Raw genomic sequence first — 15,106 nt, 5'->3', positions numbered from 1 at the left:
AAATAACCTCATGATTATTTCTTTTCATTTGAACAAGCCACCATAAAATTCAACAAAAATAAATCATTATATGTATCAGAACCACCACAATATTCATCCAGTAACCATTCTCCCGTTTTCATATCAAATTCAACTCCATCATGATCATATTGCTTTTTTACAGTATATAAAAAAGCATATGCAACACAATCTTGTTTAGTGTACAATGTACCATCTGGATGTTTTTTGTGTTTTAATGTATCGAGTAATTTTTTATCCTTTTCAATACTTTTTTTAGTTTTACGTAATTGTTTATCTGCATTTTCCATTTCTTTTTCAACAGCAGATTTCGAGCTAAATAATTTATTAAAAAATCCCATATTATCATTCCATTAACAATCAAAATTATTCGTAATATAGTTAAATATATTACATTCTCCCAGTTTTCATTCGATAAATCGCTATTACTAATATTATTATAAAAAATAGTAAACAAGCAGAAGTACCGCTCCAATCACCATAAAATATATTTAGAACAGTACCAAAAAAACTAACCAACAAAAAAAATTTTATGAACATATTCGTAGTTCCAATTAATATCATAATGATTACCTCTTTATTTTTTGATTGATTTTTCCAAAAATCTTCATTAAATATCATTTTATTGATGTAATAAAAAAACAATTTATTACTAATTGTCTATTACATTAATTATACATATAAATCCGTTAAATTAATTAGTTTAACATAATAGAAAAATATTTGAATGAATTTTGCAGAAAATTATTTATGTATGGCATTGTTTAATCAATCAATGATATTAATTCAAACAGATCCAAATGTTGCAAATGATTTATTTATGGAATCTTTAAATCTTGCTCAAAAATATAATGTTGTGGAAGTTTTAAATGCTATGGAACCTATATTAAAAGAAGCAGGAATTAATGTTGATAGTAAATAGTTATTATAGATTTTTTCTAATATTGGGCGAATTTAGATGAATTGGGAAAAACTCACTAATTTATAAGTAATAATTATATGAAAGCAAATATGTATTGTATTTAATTTTAATTTTTTCCTTTATTTTATTTATTATTTCTTTAATAATTAATATTTTTAAATAATAGTCATAGTTTTTTCTTTAAAATATTTTTGATTATTAACGGACATTTTATTTTCTAAATTATTATTAAACATCCTTTTTTAAAAAAATCCCTTAAATTAAAATGTTTATTGAATTTATTAAAAAAGAAAGATAATTATATAGCTAACGGCATATGAAATTCTTACATTAATTTTTCTATGTCGTTAAATATAGTTAGAAAATATTTTTTTAGCTATATAAATCGACTAAAAGGAGGTGAAAATATGAAAACTAAAATAAAACAAATTCTAATTTTTTCACTAATAATGTTCTGTGCAATGAGTATTGTTTCAGCTGAAGATATTACTGAAGATAATCAGCTTATTGATGATAATGTTGAAGTATTATTAGATGAAAATTATCAAGCTGCTGGGGGTGAAGTAGCAACACCTAATGTAGAGTATGATTATAATTCTGTTGCTTTTGTAGGTGAAGAAGTAGGTTTTTATGCTCGTTATACTGATGATGCTGGAAATCCTATAGTTAATCATGAGGTTGATCTTTTTATAAATTATGAATATGCTTTTACTTATTTTACTGATGATGATGGTTATGTTTGGGATGCTTTTTATAGTGATTATGATGAAGTGGGATATAACTTGTTTCAATTAGTATTTGTTGGTGATGATTTGTGGGAAGAAACAACAACAAACATGGGAATTTTAGTTCTTGATCCTTATGATTATTATGAGTACTATGAATACGATGTTTCTGAAGATAAAACCGTTGCTAATGCAGAATCTAATATGGAAAAAACTGGAAACCCAATAATTGCTTTAATAATAATTTCAATTGGAGCACTATTTGTCGGAATAAAACAGAAACTTGATTAATGTGAAATATTATTTTTCACATTATATATTTTTTATAAACTGATTGGTATATTAGCTTAAAAATAAAAATTTTTTTTAAAGCTTTTAATTATATTTGATTTATCTTTAAAACAATATTAATAATTAAAATGTGATGTAAAAATAAATATAATTTTAAATAATTAGCCTATAATAGTTTAATATATATATATATATATATATATATATATTAAAAGTAAATTTTTGAGGTTAAATATATTTTTCTATAAATAATTTAAAACCAATATCTTCTAATAACTCCGATTTAGGCTCAATTAAGTTTTTTTTACCTGAATTATTAATATTACTAACTATCACACCATGGGAAATTCCTTTTTTATATAAAATCTTTAACATTTTATCAACATGATATTCATTTACAATAGCTATAACTACTTCTTTATCTTTTTTTAATAGCTCGTTAAAACTTAAATTAAATTTAGGTGGATTTTCTTTATTTCCTTTTAATTCAATGTATTTTTCTATTTCATTAAAGAATCCTATTGTTCTTTGATCTGTTATATTATAATAATTAGAAAATGTTTCCATTTCTTTTTCTAGATTTGTTATTAGTTCAGGCCATTCTTCATAATAGTAATAATTCAATGTTTTTAAAAACTCCTCTAATTCATCTTTAAATTCTAACCAATCTTCAGCTAATAATGAAAGATTAAAATAAGTTTTAAGCATTATAAAACCTTTTATGAGCCTTGAAATTTCTTCCTGTTCATAATTTTCACAATAAACTTTCATTAATTCTCTAATTGTTTTTCGTTCTTGTTTTTCTCTTATAAATTCATTAACTTTCATAGATAAAAGAAAATATTTAAAATGAGTTTTTAAATCTTTTGTAATGTATTTATTTTTAAGATTTTGAGGCATTTGTTTTAAATAATAATAAATTTCATGATTATCTCGTTTTTGGCTTGTTCTATATTTAAATTCATCATATTCTTCCCAATCAAGAAGATTTTCAAATGCTCTAATAGCTTTTCGATATTCTAAATCACGAGTCTCCCATTTAATGCTATCAGTTGGAACTTTTTTCATTTTATAAAAGATTTCAATTTGTTCATAATCTATTTTAAGATTAAATTTTTCAATATTTTCTATTAAATTCTTATAAAATTCAAGTGATTTTTCGTTTGCTCCAGGTTCATATTCTTTAATATTTTTAAAAAACTCTTTTGCATTACCTTCAAAGTGTGTTTCTAATAATTTATTAATTTTAAGTTCAATGAATCTTAAAATTTGCACGTGATTCACGCTATATTCTTTAAGTAATTTACTTAGGGCATCATTATATTTTATAGCTATTGATGCATCTTCAATTCCAAATAAAAAATCGTCTCTCCACTTATATTTTTTTAATTTTTTTGGACTAGCTAGTAAATTTTTAGGAAAAAAATAATCTTCTTCTTTAAATGATTTAATTTTATCATCTTTTGGTTTTCTGAAATATCTTCCTTTTTTTAATGTGATTTCACCAGATTCTCCTTCAATAAACATTTTTTTCAAATTATAATATTTATCTAATATATCAAAGGTATATAATGTATTTTCATGGCGTGTTTCACATCTTTGTCTATCAATAGCTATTAAAAAGATTATTTCACTATTAAAATCCACAGAAGATGATAATTTAGCAAATTTATCAAATAATTCATCACTTGCTCTTTTTATACTTGCCATCATTTTGCTCTCTAAAACTTTATTTCTTAATATAAAACAATATAGTTTCTATATCTAATAATTGGCTTCAATTTTTAATATATTTACTAAACTATTTAATTTAACAAACTTTTTTTTTTAATTAAAGATTTTTATTTAAATAATATTTAATATTATCTTTAATTAAGTATTTATGTGATTTAATGAAAGTTAAAAATGAAGTATATTTAATTTTAATTTTTTCTTTTATTTTATTTATTACTGTCTCGTTAATTTTTTAAAAATAATAGCTCTATTCATCAGTAATAAAAAATTTAAAAATTTAAATTTTGTAAATAAATAAAAGTTTTTAAAGAATTAGCTAAAGAAGAAATTATAGAATTTGATGGATAGTTAAGCTATTCTGATGAAAATAAACCACAAATTAATATTTAAATTTTACTTTTTGTATACTTTTTAAAATTCACCAAATAAGATTTTTTAATGATTATATATCTTAATATAAGAATAATTAAGCTATATTGGTATTTTTATTAAGTAAAACATTTCCATAAACTAAATCATTTAAGGAATATTTATATTTTAAAAATAAATTAAAAATTATGAATTTATATTGAGAAGTGGGTAAAATGGGATTTTTTGATAAATTATTTAAAAGCAATGAAAGTAATTCTAAAAAAGAATATTTAGAAAAAGATAATAAAGGAACAAGACAAGATAATAAATCTAAAGCTATAGCTTATTGGAATGCAAGAATACATGTAAAAGAAAAAGATCCATTTGTTCTTGGATATTTTGATAATTCATCTGATGCTAAACATTCATTATTAGATTTACCTTTTATTCATCTTGCAAAAGACTCAAATGATATTATTTGCAGTGAAGTTTTGGAATTTGGATATTATGAAATAGATGGTGTATGGGAAGCAATTGTTTGTGGAAAATCATTGGATTTTGATATGTTTTCTAAAGTGGAAAAATCATTTTTAGAACATAATGGGAAAATAAAGAATTCATTAGAACCTGATAAAACAATAAAACCAAAATCTTCTTCTAAGAAAAATAAAAAAGATGTTAAGTTTTTAAAAAAAGAAAGTAAAAATGATGCTTTTGGAGAAAATGTTTGGGAAGTTTATTCTGCACCAAATAAAGAATCAGCTATTGCTTTTTTAGAGGGAAAAGTAGTTAGTAAAAATTTTTATTATATTGTAGTAGAAACTCCTGAAGGTAATTTTGGTCGAGATATAAATGGTTTTTATCAAGAATAATATTCTTACAATAAATTTGTTTAAGGAATTTAAATATTTTTAATTATATAATAATTTTAAAAATGGGATAAAGTGATAAAAATGGATAGAAAATATATTATTGCAATAGTTATAGGGTTAGTAGTATTAGTAGCAGGTATTTTTATTGCATTTAGTGGCAGTGATGGAGAAACTACACTTGAAAATGCTTCTGATGTTTCTAATACTATTGGTGGAGTTAAATTTAATACACCAAATGGTTTTACTTTAAGAGATAATAATGATACCGATTCAATATTTTTTGTAAAAAATGGTAGTGAAATTAGTGTTCGATCAGATTTTACTGATGCAAATTCTGCAGAAGAATATACTAAAAATAGTACTACTTATTATTCTGTAGTTGAAATTGAAAATATGACTTTTTATAAAAGTTCTATGTGGAGTATAAGTATAGATGCTATTGATTTAGGTTCATATGAGGGAGGTAGACCAGAAGGTGCTACAAATTATTCTGAATATGTTTTTGATTACCAAGGAGAAATATTCACTATTTCAATAGATGATGATATTCCTAATCATGAAGAAATAATAAAAGAAATTTTAGGCATTTAAAGAGATTTATAACATATAAATTTCTTTTTATTTTTTTTACAAATATTTTTTTTTTTTTTAAATCCTTAAATAAAATGCTTTAATGATTATATTAAGTAAAATATCTTAATAATAAATAATCAATTCGTTTATTAAAATATAATCATTTTTACTAAATAAAACCCTTCCATAAACTAAAATATTGAAGGAATATTTATATTTTAAAAATAAATTTACAATCATGGATTTTTAATCCATAAACAACTAAATTTTTTAAATAGGAGATAATATGAAAAATAGAATATTGGTGATTTTAATAGCTGCAATAGCAGTTATATCTATTTCAGGGGGAATATTTTTAGTATCAGGAGATGACAATTCTATAAATTTAACTACTATTGCTATATCTAGTTCTTCTGAATCATTTATTGTTTCAGGAGAATCTTTTAAAGTTCCTGAAGGATATGAAATTAAAGATAAAAAAGATAACTATGCAATTTTAACAAAAGATGGAAAATATGTTATTATTTATACTGGGGATTTAATGAGTCCTCCAGAAATAGATTTTATTCCAGAAGGATCCAAATTAAGTGTTAATGATAAAAATGGTAAGATGTTTAATCTTTATATTGAATCAGGAATAATTGATTCAGATGAATTAAAAGAAGAATTTTTTAAATAAGGTGAAATAATGGCTTTAAAAATTTGAGGATAAAATTAATATTTTTATCTCAATGTTATTTTATTAAAATGAGGTGATTTTAATGGATAAAAAATATGTAATTGTAGGAACTATTATTTTAATTATCGCTATTGTTGCTGTTGGAGTAGCTACTTTAATAGTATCTGAAAATGATGAATATAAAACAGAAATATTAAATGCCTATAATAATTATTATGGTAATGATACTAATAGTAGTGATACAATTATTTTCATGGAAAAAGCTCAAAATTCAACAGATAATCAAACTGAAAAAGAATATGCCGAGTTAATGACTAAATGGCTAAATTTGCAAGTTGAATATTCATATTATGTGCTGTTAATAATGGAGGGTAATATAACTTCCACCGATCCATTAGTGCAAGAGCCAATGAAAGAAATGGAAATTATTACTGAGAAAATTCAAAAATTATTGGATGAAAATCCTGAATTTAAAGCAAAACTTCATTCATGGGGAATGGATAAATATCCATTTATTCCAGATGGAATAGAAGATTGGTGATATTAAATTATCTTAATAATGATGATATAGAGGTAATATTATTTATTTGACTCAGATGAATTAAAAAAAGAATTATTTAAATGATTTTATAAATGGTGAAACAATGGATGGAAAAGATATTCAACATATTGTTGGAATTATAATTAGCCTATTGCTAATAATTGGGGGTATAAGTGGATCATTTGTTTTAAGAGGCACTAATAGCAGTGAATTATTGATAGTCGTAGGATTTATATTCTTAATTGGAGATTTATATTCAATGGTTAAGTATAATAAAGAAAAAGGAGATTAATTATGGATAAAAAATATATAATAATTGGAGTTGTTGTAGCTATTATTGCTGTTGTTGCAGTAGCAGCTATTTCAATAAGTATGATGGGTGAAGATACAGAAGAATATTATTCAAATATTAAAAAAGCAGCTTCTCATTCAGAATCTATGACTGTCTTACAAAATGAAGCATATGCTAGTTTAGATACAGCTATTGATCAAAGTACTTTAACTAAAAGTGAAAAACTTTTCAAAGACATGTCAAATGAAACTTTAAAAGAAAAGGAGTATTTAGAAGCAGCATTAGAATCTACTGATAATGAAACAAAAAAAGAATATGTTGAATCTTTATTAAAAATAAATAGTTTATATAAGAAAATTGCAGAAGATGATTTAAAAGCTGCTGGGATTTTTAAACAATATTTAGATGGATCTGTTGGTTATAGTACTCTTGAAAAAGAAAGTAGTGAAATAGATGCATCAATTCTTAAAGCTGAAACAGATATAACTTTAGAAATAGATAAAATTAATGATATACTTAAGAAAAATCCAGATCTTGAGAAGGAATTAGGAAGTTTAAAAAATATTGATCAATATAGAGGTTATTATCCAGAACCATTATATTATTAAAGAAATATTTTAATATTATAAATTAATTTAAATTTTTTAATTTTCTTTTTTTTAAATTTAGGAGGGGTAAAAATTTCAAAAAAAGTTTTATTTATTTGTACTGGAAATACATGTCGCAGTCCCATGGCAGAATATTTTTTCAATGAAATTACAAAAGATAATAATGAATATACAGCTATTTCTGCAGGAATTTTGAAAACTAGTGGAAATAAATCTAATAGTATAGCTATTAAAGTAATGAACGAAAATAATATTGATTTAACTTCTCATAAAAGTCAAGAAATTACTAGTGATTTATTAAAAGAAGTGGAATATGTGGTATGTTTAGAAGATTTTCATTTAAACTATTTATTGAAATATTTTCCTCAATACGATGAAAAATATATGATGTTATCAACTAACAATATAGCTAATCCTCATGGAGGAGACTATAGGATTTATAAAGATACATCAGTTGAAGTTGAAAATGCAGTAAAAGATTTTATTAAAAACGAACTAAAATTTAATTAGTAGTTTGGTGGGAATATGGTAATAAAAGATGCATTAAATTATATTTTAGATAGTGGTAAAAGCATAGCTATTGAAGATGTAGAAGTTGAGAAGTTTGTTGATACTATTTTAGAATCTGAAGAAGTCTTTGTTTTTGGGGTTGGAAGATCTGGCTGATAGCTAAAGCATTTGCTATGAGATTAATGCAATTAGGATTAAATGTATATTTTATTGGAGAGACAATCTCTCCTCAATTAACTACTAATAGTTGTTTAATATTTGTTTCAAGTTCTGGTGAAAATGATTTTATAAATTTAATTTTTGGGGAAATTAAAGAAAAAAATATTAAATCATTAGCTATTGCCTCTTCTATTAAATCTACTTTAGCTAAAAAATCTGATAATATAGTAATAATTAGTAAAAAACATGATTCTAATTTAACTCCTCTTGGAACAATTTTTGAAATACATTCTTTAATTTTTTTAGATGATTTAATAGCTGAATTGATGGAAAAACTTAATAAAACAGAAGAATATTTAAAAAATAGACATGAATCTTTTAGTTTTGCTGATTATAAAATAGTTTAATGCTTTTTTTTATTCTATAAACAATTTTATGAGATATTTTTAAATATTATTTATTCATGTTTTGATTATAGAATATCTAAAATAAATTTATCAATAGCTTTATTAAATTATCATTACATAAATAATTCTAATTAAAATTTTTAGTGATAATAAATGACTTTAGAAAAACGATTATTTGGTACATTTGGTGTAAGAAGAACAGCAAACGATGTTTTAACTCCAGAATTTGCATCAAAACTTGCAGCAGCATATGGAACTTTAGTTCAAGGTAAGGTAGCTATTGGTGGAGATACAAGAACAACAACACCAATGCTTATGAATGCAATTACAGCTGGTTTACTCTCAGCTGGTTGTGATGTTATAGATCTTGGAATATTACCTACTCCTGCAGTTCAATATGCAGTTAGAAATTATTATGATGGTGGAATTATTGTAACAGCTTCTCATAATCCTCCTAAATTTAATGGTTTAAAATTTGTTGATGAGTTTGGTATTGGAATTCCTGATGAAATGGAAGTTGAAATTGAGAAAATTTATTTCGACACCAATCCAAAAAGAGTTAATTGGAATGAAATCGGTGAGGTCTATCATAATAATCAAATCATTGATGAATATATCGATAAAGTTTTAGAAGATGTTGATGTTAAAGCTATTCAAAATGCTAATTTAAAGGTAGTTTTAGATTGTGGATCTGGAGCTGGATGTGTTACTGCACCAATTTTACTTAGAAAATTAAACTGTCAACTTACAACATTAAATTGTCAAGAAGATGGATTCTTCCCAGGACGTGAACCAGAACCAATTGAAGAAAACCTTCAATATTTAATTAATACAGTTAAAGATTTAGGTGCAGATATTGGTCTTGCACACGACGGTGATGCAGATAGAACAATTTGTATTGATGAGAAAGGTAATTTCGTATTAGGTGATAAAACATTTGCACTAGTTGAAAAACAGATGTTAAAAGAAAACAATGGTGGAACAGTTGTTACAACAGTTGCAACCTCACAAGCTATTTATGATATTGCAGATAAGTATAATGGAGAAGTAATAGCTACAGCTGTTGGAGATTTACTTGTTGCACGAAAACTCAAAGAAGAAAATGGAGTTTTCGGTGGTGAAGAAAACGGGGGTCTTATTTTCCCAGAATTTGTTTATGGTAGAGATGCAGCTATGACAGTAGCTAAATTATTAGAAATTTTAGTTAAAGAAGATAAACCATTATCTGAATTAATTGAAGAGCTACCTGTTTATTATTCTAATAAAATGAAAATAGAATGTGCAGATGATCAAAAAACAGAAGTCATGGATAAAATCATTAAAGAAATTGTAGAAAACACAGAACTCGAACTTGATACAACTGATGGTGTTAAAATATTAAAAGAAGATGGTTGGGTAATTATTAGACCATCTGGTACAGAACCAATTTTTAGATGTTTTGCTGAATCTGATACACAAGAAAAAGCAGATGAAATGACTAATTGGGGTATTTCATTAGTTAAAAAATATAAAAAATAATTTTTTATCTTTTAAAGATTGCACTAAGAATTGGGGATATTAAAAAAAGTATAAATCCCAAAATTAGCATGGTTCCCATATCCATTATTACACCTCGCATATTTATAGTGTATAAGTGTATTTTAACTAAGATATATATTAGATAAACTTTTTAGTTTATAGATTATAGGTATTCTAAACATTCATCTTTAAAAAATGAAGCATCTTGATCATCTGGTTTAATAGTTAAAACTCGTGTAAAGCAATCTAGGGCATCTTCAAATTTTTCAAGTTCCATTAAAACCACACCTTTATTTAATAAAAAATCAATATTTCCTTTATCTAAAGCAATAGCTTTATCAAAACTTTTAAGAGCTTCTTCATATCTACCTAAATCAATTAATGCATTTCCTTTTCTATTTTGAGCTGATGCATCAATTTCTGTATCATCTAAACACAATTCCAAAGCTTTATCATATGATTCTAATGCACGTTCTGGTTCATTCATATCATTTAATATGTTTCCACGTGCATTCCAAACTTCAGGATTATTATTATCTATTTCTAAAAGTTCATCATATATTTTTAAAGCTTCTTCATATTTTTTAAGAACTTCTAAGATGAAACCTCTCCAATATAGGATAACTGGGTTTTTATTGTTTACTTTTATAGCTTCATCACTTACTTTTAAAGCTTCTTCTACATTACCAGAATTTAAAAGAGCAATAGCTTTATTATTTAAAATATATTCATTATCTGATTCTATGTCCAATGCCTTATCATAACATTGAACTGCTTCTTTAAACTTACCTAAACGAGATAAATTATCTCCTTTTTTATTTAATAAGTATATATCATCAGGATCAAATTTTAAAGCTGCACTATAGCAAACTTCTGATTTATCATATTTTCCACTATCAAATAAGATATCTGCTCTTTGAGTGATCATTGCTTTTTGATCAATCTTTTTTCCTTTCCAATCTTCAACATCTAATTTTTCAAAATAAATAATTTGGAAAACATCATCATCATTAAGCTTTTCAAGATACATTTTCTTGAATTCTTTGACCATTTCTTTAGAATCTTTATATCCTTCTTTTTTAGCTAGTTTATCATTATTTTTTAAATCTTTATATTTAATTAATTCGATATCTGTAATAATAGCTTCAAAAATTTTCTTTTTTTCTTTAGATACAAGGTTCCAATAACAATAAAGCCTATCTCCTACTTTTAAAGGATTTTTCCATATCTTTCTTATGGTCATTGTTTTTTTACCAGTAATGATGTTTATGTTTTGACTTCCAAAAGATAAAATAGGCATTTTAAATTACTCCTTTACAGTTTCTTCACCAAATTCAGAACTTTTGACTTTAATAGTTCCTTTAAAATCAAGTGATGAAGCTATTTTTTTTAGCTCATTAGGATTGGGAGATTCAACTTCTTCAAAAGATTCATCTAATACACTTTTACTTCTAAATTGTTGTAATGTGTAGATATCTCCTTTTACACTTTGAGATATAGTTTTAATATCTTCTTCATTTAATAAATTTGGAACATAAGTGGTTCTAAGTTCTAATTTAACAGTATTATAGCTATTTATAATTTCCATAGACTTTTTAACTTGTTCTCCTACAGAAGATCCAATAACTTTTTCATATTTATTAAAAGGAGCTTTAATATCAAGTGATATATAATCAAGTAAATTCATTTTTAAAAGTTTTTCAATTCTTTTAGGATAAACTCCACTTGTATCAATTTTAGTTTTCAAATTTAGAGATTTAATATATTTTAATACATCTGTAACATCGTCTAATTGCATTAAAGGTTCGCCGCCTGTTATTACAACAGCATCAATAAAATCAGATGAATCATCAATAATTTTTTTAATATCATTAAATGACATTTCTTCCCCATCTTCTAGAATATCTTTATTATGACAATAAGGACATCTTAAAGGACATTTTGCAAAAAATATCACAAGTGACATCTGTCCATGAAGTTCAATAGAAGATATTATTGTGCCTCCAATTAACATGAGCCTTTTAAAACCTCTTTTAAAATTTCAATAAATTTTTTATCTTCTTCTAAAGTTCCAATACTAATTCTAATCCAATATTCATCTAAACCTTTAAAAGAAGTACAATCACGAATAATAACTCCTCGCTTAAGAAGTAAAGTAGTTAACTCTTTAGCTGTGAGTCCGGTATCTTTAATTCCAACTAAAATATAATTAGATTTTGATTTAAAAACATTAAAATTATCAATTTTTGATAATTCTTTATATAAATATTCTCTACTTTCAATACCTTTTTTTGTAGACTCTTCAATAAATTTTGGATCTTTTAAAGTGTTTAATGCAGCGACATATGATAATCGTGTTAAAGAAAATACTGGTTTTACTCTGTGCATATATTCTATAATTTCAGGATTTGACAAACCATAACCAATACGCATTCCAGCAAGACCTAATACTTTTGACATTGTTCTCATAATAAAAATATTAGGATATTTATCAATTAAATCTACATTATTAATTTCAGAATATTCAAAATAAGCTTCATCTACAATAATTATTGCATCTGTTGCATCAGCAATTTTTGATATATCTTCTTTAGATATTAATGCACCTGTAGGATTATTTGGAGTACATAAAAAGATCATTTTTGTTTTATCAGTAATAGCTTCTAAAACAGATTCAAGATCTAGAACATTGTTTTTTAAATCCCATTTAGCATAAACTGGAATAGCTCCATATGGTTTAAATAAGAACTCATAATAAGTATAAGTTGGTAGTGGAGTGATAAATTCATCTCCTTTATCTATAAATGTTTTAGCTAAAACATCTATGATTTCATCTGCACCATCTCCTCCAATAACTACTTGATTAGTTTCAACATTAGAGTATTTAGCTATTTCTTCTTTTAAAGCATTTAAATCAGATTCAGGATATCTAAAAATCTTATCTGCATTTTCTTTAACTTCTTCAATAGCTTTTAAAGATGATCCCCAAGGATTTTCATTTGATCCCATTTTAATAATATCTTCTTTTTTAAGATTATATTTTTGAACTATTTCATCTTGAGATCTACCTGGAACATAAGGATCTAATTCAGATACTACCTTTTTAATTTGCATTTTTAAACCTAAAACTTATAATTTTTTGATAATTCAACATATTCTTGAGCATTTTTGGTAATGTTTTGGATTTGTTCTGTGCTAGCTTCTTTAACAACTTTTGCAGGAACACCTAATATTAAACTTCCTTCTGGAAATTCTTTTCCTTCACTAACAACAGCTCCAGCACCTATAATTGAATTTTTACCAATTTTTGCACCATTTAATACTGTAGCATTCATTCCAACTAAAACATTATCTTCAATAGTACATCCATGAATAACAGCACCATGGCCAATAGAAACACCTTCTCCGATTGTTACTGCATGTTCATATGCTCCATGAACTACACAGTTATCTTGAACATTAGAAAAATTACCTATTTTAATAGGACTCATATCACCACGAATAACAGCACCTGGCCATACTGAGACATTCTCACCAAATTCTACATCACCTATTATCTGAGCACCTTCAAAAATTGTAATATTATCATTATTTTTCATTTTTTTTCTCCTTTGATTTTTTATCTTGAATTATATGATTTTGCTTTACTAAAACCCTTGTATCAGATTCTATATCATCATATAATAATACCCCAGACCCTATAGTTGCATTAGATCCAATTTTCACACCTGGTGAAAAACTGGAATTTATGCCTGTTTTAACTGAATCCCCAATAATAGCTCCAAGCTTTCGCCTTCCACTATCAATTTTTTTATTTTTTATTAATGTTTTTATTGTAGCATTATCAAATCTTAAATTAGCTATATTAGTTCCTGCTCCAATATTACAATTTGATCCTATAATGGAATCTCCAACATAACTTAAGTGATTTACATTAGTATTTTCCATTACAATTGAATTTTTAACTTCAACAGCATTACCTACTTTGACATTGTCTCCAAAATAGCTATTTCCTCTTATATATGAATTAGGACCTATATCACAGTTTTTACCAATATAAACATTACCTTCAATATAGACTCCTGAACGTATAATACTGTTTTCATCTAAAAATATTTCACCGTGAATTGTAGCACCTTTTTCTACAGTTCCTTTTATTTGTGTTTTAAGTTTAGAAATTTGTTCTTCGTTAACTTCAATTAATTCCCAAGGTTTTCCAACATCAGTCCATTCAGTATCAGTAATATGACCAATAACTATTTTTTCATCTTCAATTTGTAAAGATAAAGAATCTGTAATTTCATATTCTCCTCTTGGAGATATTTGTGTTTTTTCTATTTTATTAAAAATATCATCATTAAAAATATAAATTCCAGTATTAATTAAATTACTAGGAGCTTCATCTTTTTTAGGTTTTTCAACAATAGTTTTAATAAAACCATCTTCTATTTCAACAACTCCAAAGGATGATGGATCTTCAACTTCTTTTAAAACCATTAATGTATCAGGATTTTTAGAATTATATACTTCGATAATTTCTTCTATTACTTGAGGATCTAATATAATATCTCCATTTAATACAATTAAGCTATCATCAATAAAATCATCCCCATAACCAATTGCATTAGCAGTTCCTAAAAAATCTTTTTGAGTTTTATAAGTAATATTTACTCCAAAGTCTTTTCCATCTTTAAAATAGTTTTTTACCATGTCTTCTTTGTATCTAACAATTAAAAGAATATCAGTTACACCTGAATTTCTTAAAGATTCAATGTTATATTGTATAATAGGTTTTCCTGCTACAGGTAACATTGTTTTAGGTTTTGTAAGAGTTAATGGTCTCATTCGTGACCCTTCACCAGCACTTAATATTATAGCTCTCACGATTATCCCTCCAATAAAAATT

The 15,106-nt window shown here is 24.9% G+C and carries 19 protein-coding genes; 12 read left to right on the top strand and 7 right to left on the bottom strand.

What is annotated here, in order from left to right; genetic code table 11:
- Positions 1-14 precede the first annotated feature (14 nt).
- Positions 15-359, bottom strand: coding sequence for a hypothetical protein (locus ACA134_RS08080; protein WP_409199903.1), 345 nt, complete (start codon positions 357-359; stop codon positions 15-17).
- Positions 360-745: 386 nt separating this feature from the next.
- Between ACA134_RS08080 and ACA134_RS08075 the strand changes: the two genes are divergently transcribed.
- Both ACA134_RS08075 and ACA134_RS08070 read left to right on the top strand, forming a co-directional pair.
- Complete coding sequence (locus ACA134_RS08075) at positions 746-940, top strand: hypothetical protein (RefSeq protein ID WP_409199902.1); 195 nt, start codon at positions 746-748, stop codon at positions 938-940.
- A gap of 407 nt (positions 941-1,347) precedes the next feature.
- Positions 1,348-1,956, top strand: coding sequence for a hypothetical protein (locus ACA134_RS08070; protein WP_409199901.1), 609 nt, complete (start codon positions 1,348-1,350; stop codon positions 1,954-1,956).
- Between the two features lie 228 nt (positions 1,957-2,184).
- Here ACA134_RS08070 and ACA134_RS08065 read toward each other — a convergent pair whose 3' ends face one another.
- Complete coding sequence (locus tag ACA134_RS08065) at positions 2,185-3,666, bottom strand: hypothetical protein (RefSeq protein ID WP_409199900.1); 1,482 nt, start codon at positions 3,664-3,666, stop codon at positions 2,185-2,187.
- A gap of 608 nt (positions 3,667-4,274) precedes the next feature.
- Between ACA134_RS08065 and ACA134_RS08060 the strand changes: the two genes are divergently transcribed.
- The 10 genes from ACA134_RS08060 (at position 4,275) to glmM (ending at position 10,200) form a co-directional block, all read left to right on the top strand.
- A complete protein-coding gene (locus tag ACA134_RS08060) occupies positions 4,275-4,913 on the top strand; it encodes a hypothetical protein (protein WP_409199899.1) in 639 nt (212 codons plus the stop codon).
- 81 nt (positions 4,914-4,994) lie between these two features.
- Entirely contained in the window at positions 4,995-5,504 is a 510-nt protein-coding gene (locus ACA134_RS08055; RefSeq protein ID WP_409199898.1) for a hypothetical protein, read from the top strand.
- A gap of 268 nt (positions 5,505-5,772) precedes the next feature.
- A complete protein-coding gene (locus ACA134_RS08050; RefSeq protein ID WP_409199897.1) occupies positions 5,773-6,165 on the top strand; it encodes a hypothetical protein in 393 nt (130 codons plus the stop codon).
- A gap of 82 nt (positions 6,166-6,247) precedes the next feature.
- Complete coding sequence (locus ACA134_RS08045; protein ID WP_409199896.1) at positions 6,248-6,706, top strand: hypothetical protein; 459 nt, start codon at positions 6,248-6,250, stop codon at positions 6,704-6,706.
- Between the two features lie 103 nt (positions 6,707-6,809).
- Entirely contained in the window at positions 6,810-6,998 is a 189-nt protein-coding gene (locus tag ACA134_RS08040) for a hypothetical protein (RefSeq protein WP_409199895.1), read from the top strand.
- Between the two features lie 2 nt (positions 6,999-7,000).
- Positions 7,001-7,606: a hypothetical protein gene (locus tag ACA134_RS08035; RefSeq protein WP_409199894.1), complete on the top strand. Its 606-nt coding sequence runs from the start codon at positions 7,001-7,003 to the stop codon at positions 7,604-7,606.
- A 21-nt stretch (positions 7,607-7,627) separates the two neighbouring features.
- Positions 7,628-8,116 (top strand): hypothetical protein, encoded by a 489-nt coding sequence (locus ACA134_RS08030; RefSeq protein ID WP_409201095.1) that lies wholly within the window; start codon positions 7,628-7,630, stop codon positions 8,114-8,116.
- Positions 8,117-8,131: 15 nt separating this feature from the next.
- A complete protein-coding gene (locus ACA134_RS08025) occupies positions 8,132-8,272 on the top strand; it encodes a hypothetical protein (protein ID WP_409199893.1) in 141 nt (46 codons plus the stop codon).
- Positions 8,263-8,682 carry an SIS domain-containing protein gene (locus tag ACA134_RS08020; RefSeq protein WP_409201094.1) on the top strand — a complete coding sequence of 140 codons (420 nt, stop codon included), beginning with the start codon at positions 8,263-8,265 and terminating at the stop codon, positions 8,680-8,682. The genes ACA134_RS08025 and ACA134_RS08020 overlap by 10 nt, the downstream gene beginning before the upstream one ends.
- 153 nt (positions 8,683-8,835) lie before the next feature.
- On the top strand, positions 8,836-10,200 hold the full coding sequence (gene glmM, locus ACA134_RS08015; RefSeq protein WP_409199892.1) for a phosphoglucosamine mutase: 1,365 nt from the start codon (positions 8,836-8,838) through the stop codon (positions 10,198-10,200).
- 163 nt (positions 10,201-10,363) lie between these two features.
- Here the strand turns inward: glmM and ACA134_RS08010 are convergent, their stop codons facing one another.
- From ACA134_RS08010 to glmU, 5 genes are read right to left on the bottom strand one after another with little or no spacing between them, the layout of a single operon-like run.
- Entirely contained in the window at positions 10,364-11,500 is a 1,137-nt protein-coding gene (locus tag ACA134_RS08010; RefSeq protein ID WP_409199891.1) for a tetratricopeptide repeat protein, read from the bottom strand.
- 6 nt (positions 11,501-11,506) lie between these two features.
- Positions 11,507-12,214, bottom strand: coding sequence for an anaerobic ribonucleoside-triphosphate reductase activating protein (locus ACA134_RS08005; RefSeq protein WP_409199890.1), 708 nt, complete (start codon positions 12,212-12,214; stop codon positions 11,507-11,509).
- Positions 12,208-13,314, bottom strand: a complete 1,107-nt coding sequence (gene hisC, locus ACA134_RS08000; protein ID WP_409199889.1) for a histidinol-phosphate transaminase — start codon at positions 13,312-13,314, stop codon at positions 12,208-12,210. Before hisC ends, ACA134_RS08005 begins: the two co-directional genes overlap by 7 nt.
- 8 nt (positions 13,315-13,322) lie before the next feature.
- Entirely contained in the window at positions 13,323-13,799 is a 477-nt protein-coding gene (locus ACA134_RS07995) for a gamma carbonic anhydrase family protein (protein WP_409199888.1), read from the bottom strand.
- Entirely contained in the window at positions 13,789-15,090 is a 1,302-nt protein-coding gene (gene glmU / locus ACA134_RS07990) for a bifunctional sugar-1-phosphate nucleotidylyltransferase/acetyltransferase (RefSeq protein ID WP_409201093.1), read from the bottom strand. The genes ACA134_RS07995 and glmU overlap by 11 nt, the downstream gene beginning before the upstream one ends.
- Positions 15,091-15,106: the final 16 nt, after the last annotated feature.

This window comes from Methanobrevibacter sp. DSM 116169 (assembly GCF_046197865.1).
In the GTDB taxonomy this organism is placed as follows: Archaea; Methanobacteriota; Methanobacteria; order Methanobacteriales; family Methanobacteriaceae; genus JAHKLT01.
This window is presented reverse-complemented; position numbering and strand designations above follow the sequence as displayed.

What these genes read in the sequence shown, in the direction of transcription:
- ACA134_RS08065 (WP_409199900.1), bottom strand. Translation starts at nt 3,666, where the DNA reads ATGGCAAGTATAAAAAGAGCAAGTGATGAATTATTTGATAAATTTGCT.
- ACA134_RS08045 (WP_409199896.1), top strand. Translation starts at nt 6,248, where the DNA reads ATGGATAAAAAATATGTAATTGTAGGAACTATTATTTTAATTATCGCT.
- ACA134_RS08070 (WP_409199901.1), top strand. Translation starts at nt 1,348, where the DNA reads ATGAAAACTAAAATAAAACAAATTCTAATTTTTTCACTAATAATGTTC.
- ACA134_RS08060 (WP_409199899.1), top strand. Translation starts at nt 4,275, where the DNA reads ATGGGATTTTTTGATAAATTATTTAAAAGCAATGAAAGTAATTCTAAA.
- ACA134_RS08010 (WP_409199891.1), bottom strand. Translation starts at nt 11,500, where the DNA reads ATGCCTATTTTATCTTTTGGAAGTCAAAACATAAACATCATTACTGGT.
- hisC (WP_409199889.1), bottom strand. Translation starts at nt 13,314, where the DNA reads ATGCAAATTAAAAAGGTAGTATCTGAATTAGATCCTTATGTTCCAGGT.
- ACA134_RS08025 (WP_409199893.1), top strand. Translation starts at nt 8,132, where the DNA reads ATGGTAATAAAAGATGCATTAAATTATATTTTAGATAGTGGTAAAAGC.
- ACA134_RS08005 (WP_409199890.1), bottom strand. Translation starts at nt 12,214, where the DNA reads ATGTTAATTGGAGGCACAATAATATCTTCTATTGAACTTCATGGACAG.
- ACA134_RS08050 (WP_409199897.1), top strand. Translation starts at nt 5,773, where the DNA reads ATGAAAAATAGAATATTGGTGATTTTAATAGCTGCAATAGCAGTTATA.
- glmM (WP_409199892.1), top strand. Translation starts at nt 8,836, where the DNA reads ATGACTTTAGAAAAACGATTATTTGGTACATTTGGTGTAAGAAGAACA.
- ACA134_RS08075 (WP_409199902.1), top strand. Translation starts at nt 746, where the DNA reads ATGAATTTTGCAGAAAATTATTTATGTATGGCATTGTTTAATCAATCA.
- ACA134_RS08055 (WP_409199898.1), top strand. Translation starts at nt 4,995, where the DNA reads ATGGATAGAAAATATATTATTGCAATAGTTATAGGGTTAGTAGTATTA.
- ACA134_RS08040 (WP_409199895.1), top strand. Translation starts at nt 6,810, where the DNA reads ATGGATGGAAAAGATATTCAACATATTGTTGGAATTATAATTAGCCTA.
- ACA134_RS07995 (WP_409199888.1), bottom strand. Translation starts at nt 13,799, where the DNA reads ATGAAAAATAATGATAATATTACAATTTTTGAAGGTGCTCAGATAATA.
- ACA134_RS08080 (WP_409199903.1), bottom strand. Translation starts at nt 359, where the DNA reads ATGGGATTTTTTAATAAATTATTTAGCTCGAAATCTGCTGTTGAAAAA.
- ACA134_RS08035 (WP_409199894.1), top strand. Translation starts at nt 7,001, where the DNA reads ATGGATAAAAAATATATAATAATTGGAGTTGTTGTAGCTATTATTGCT.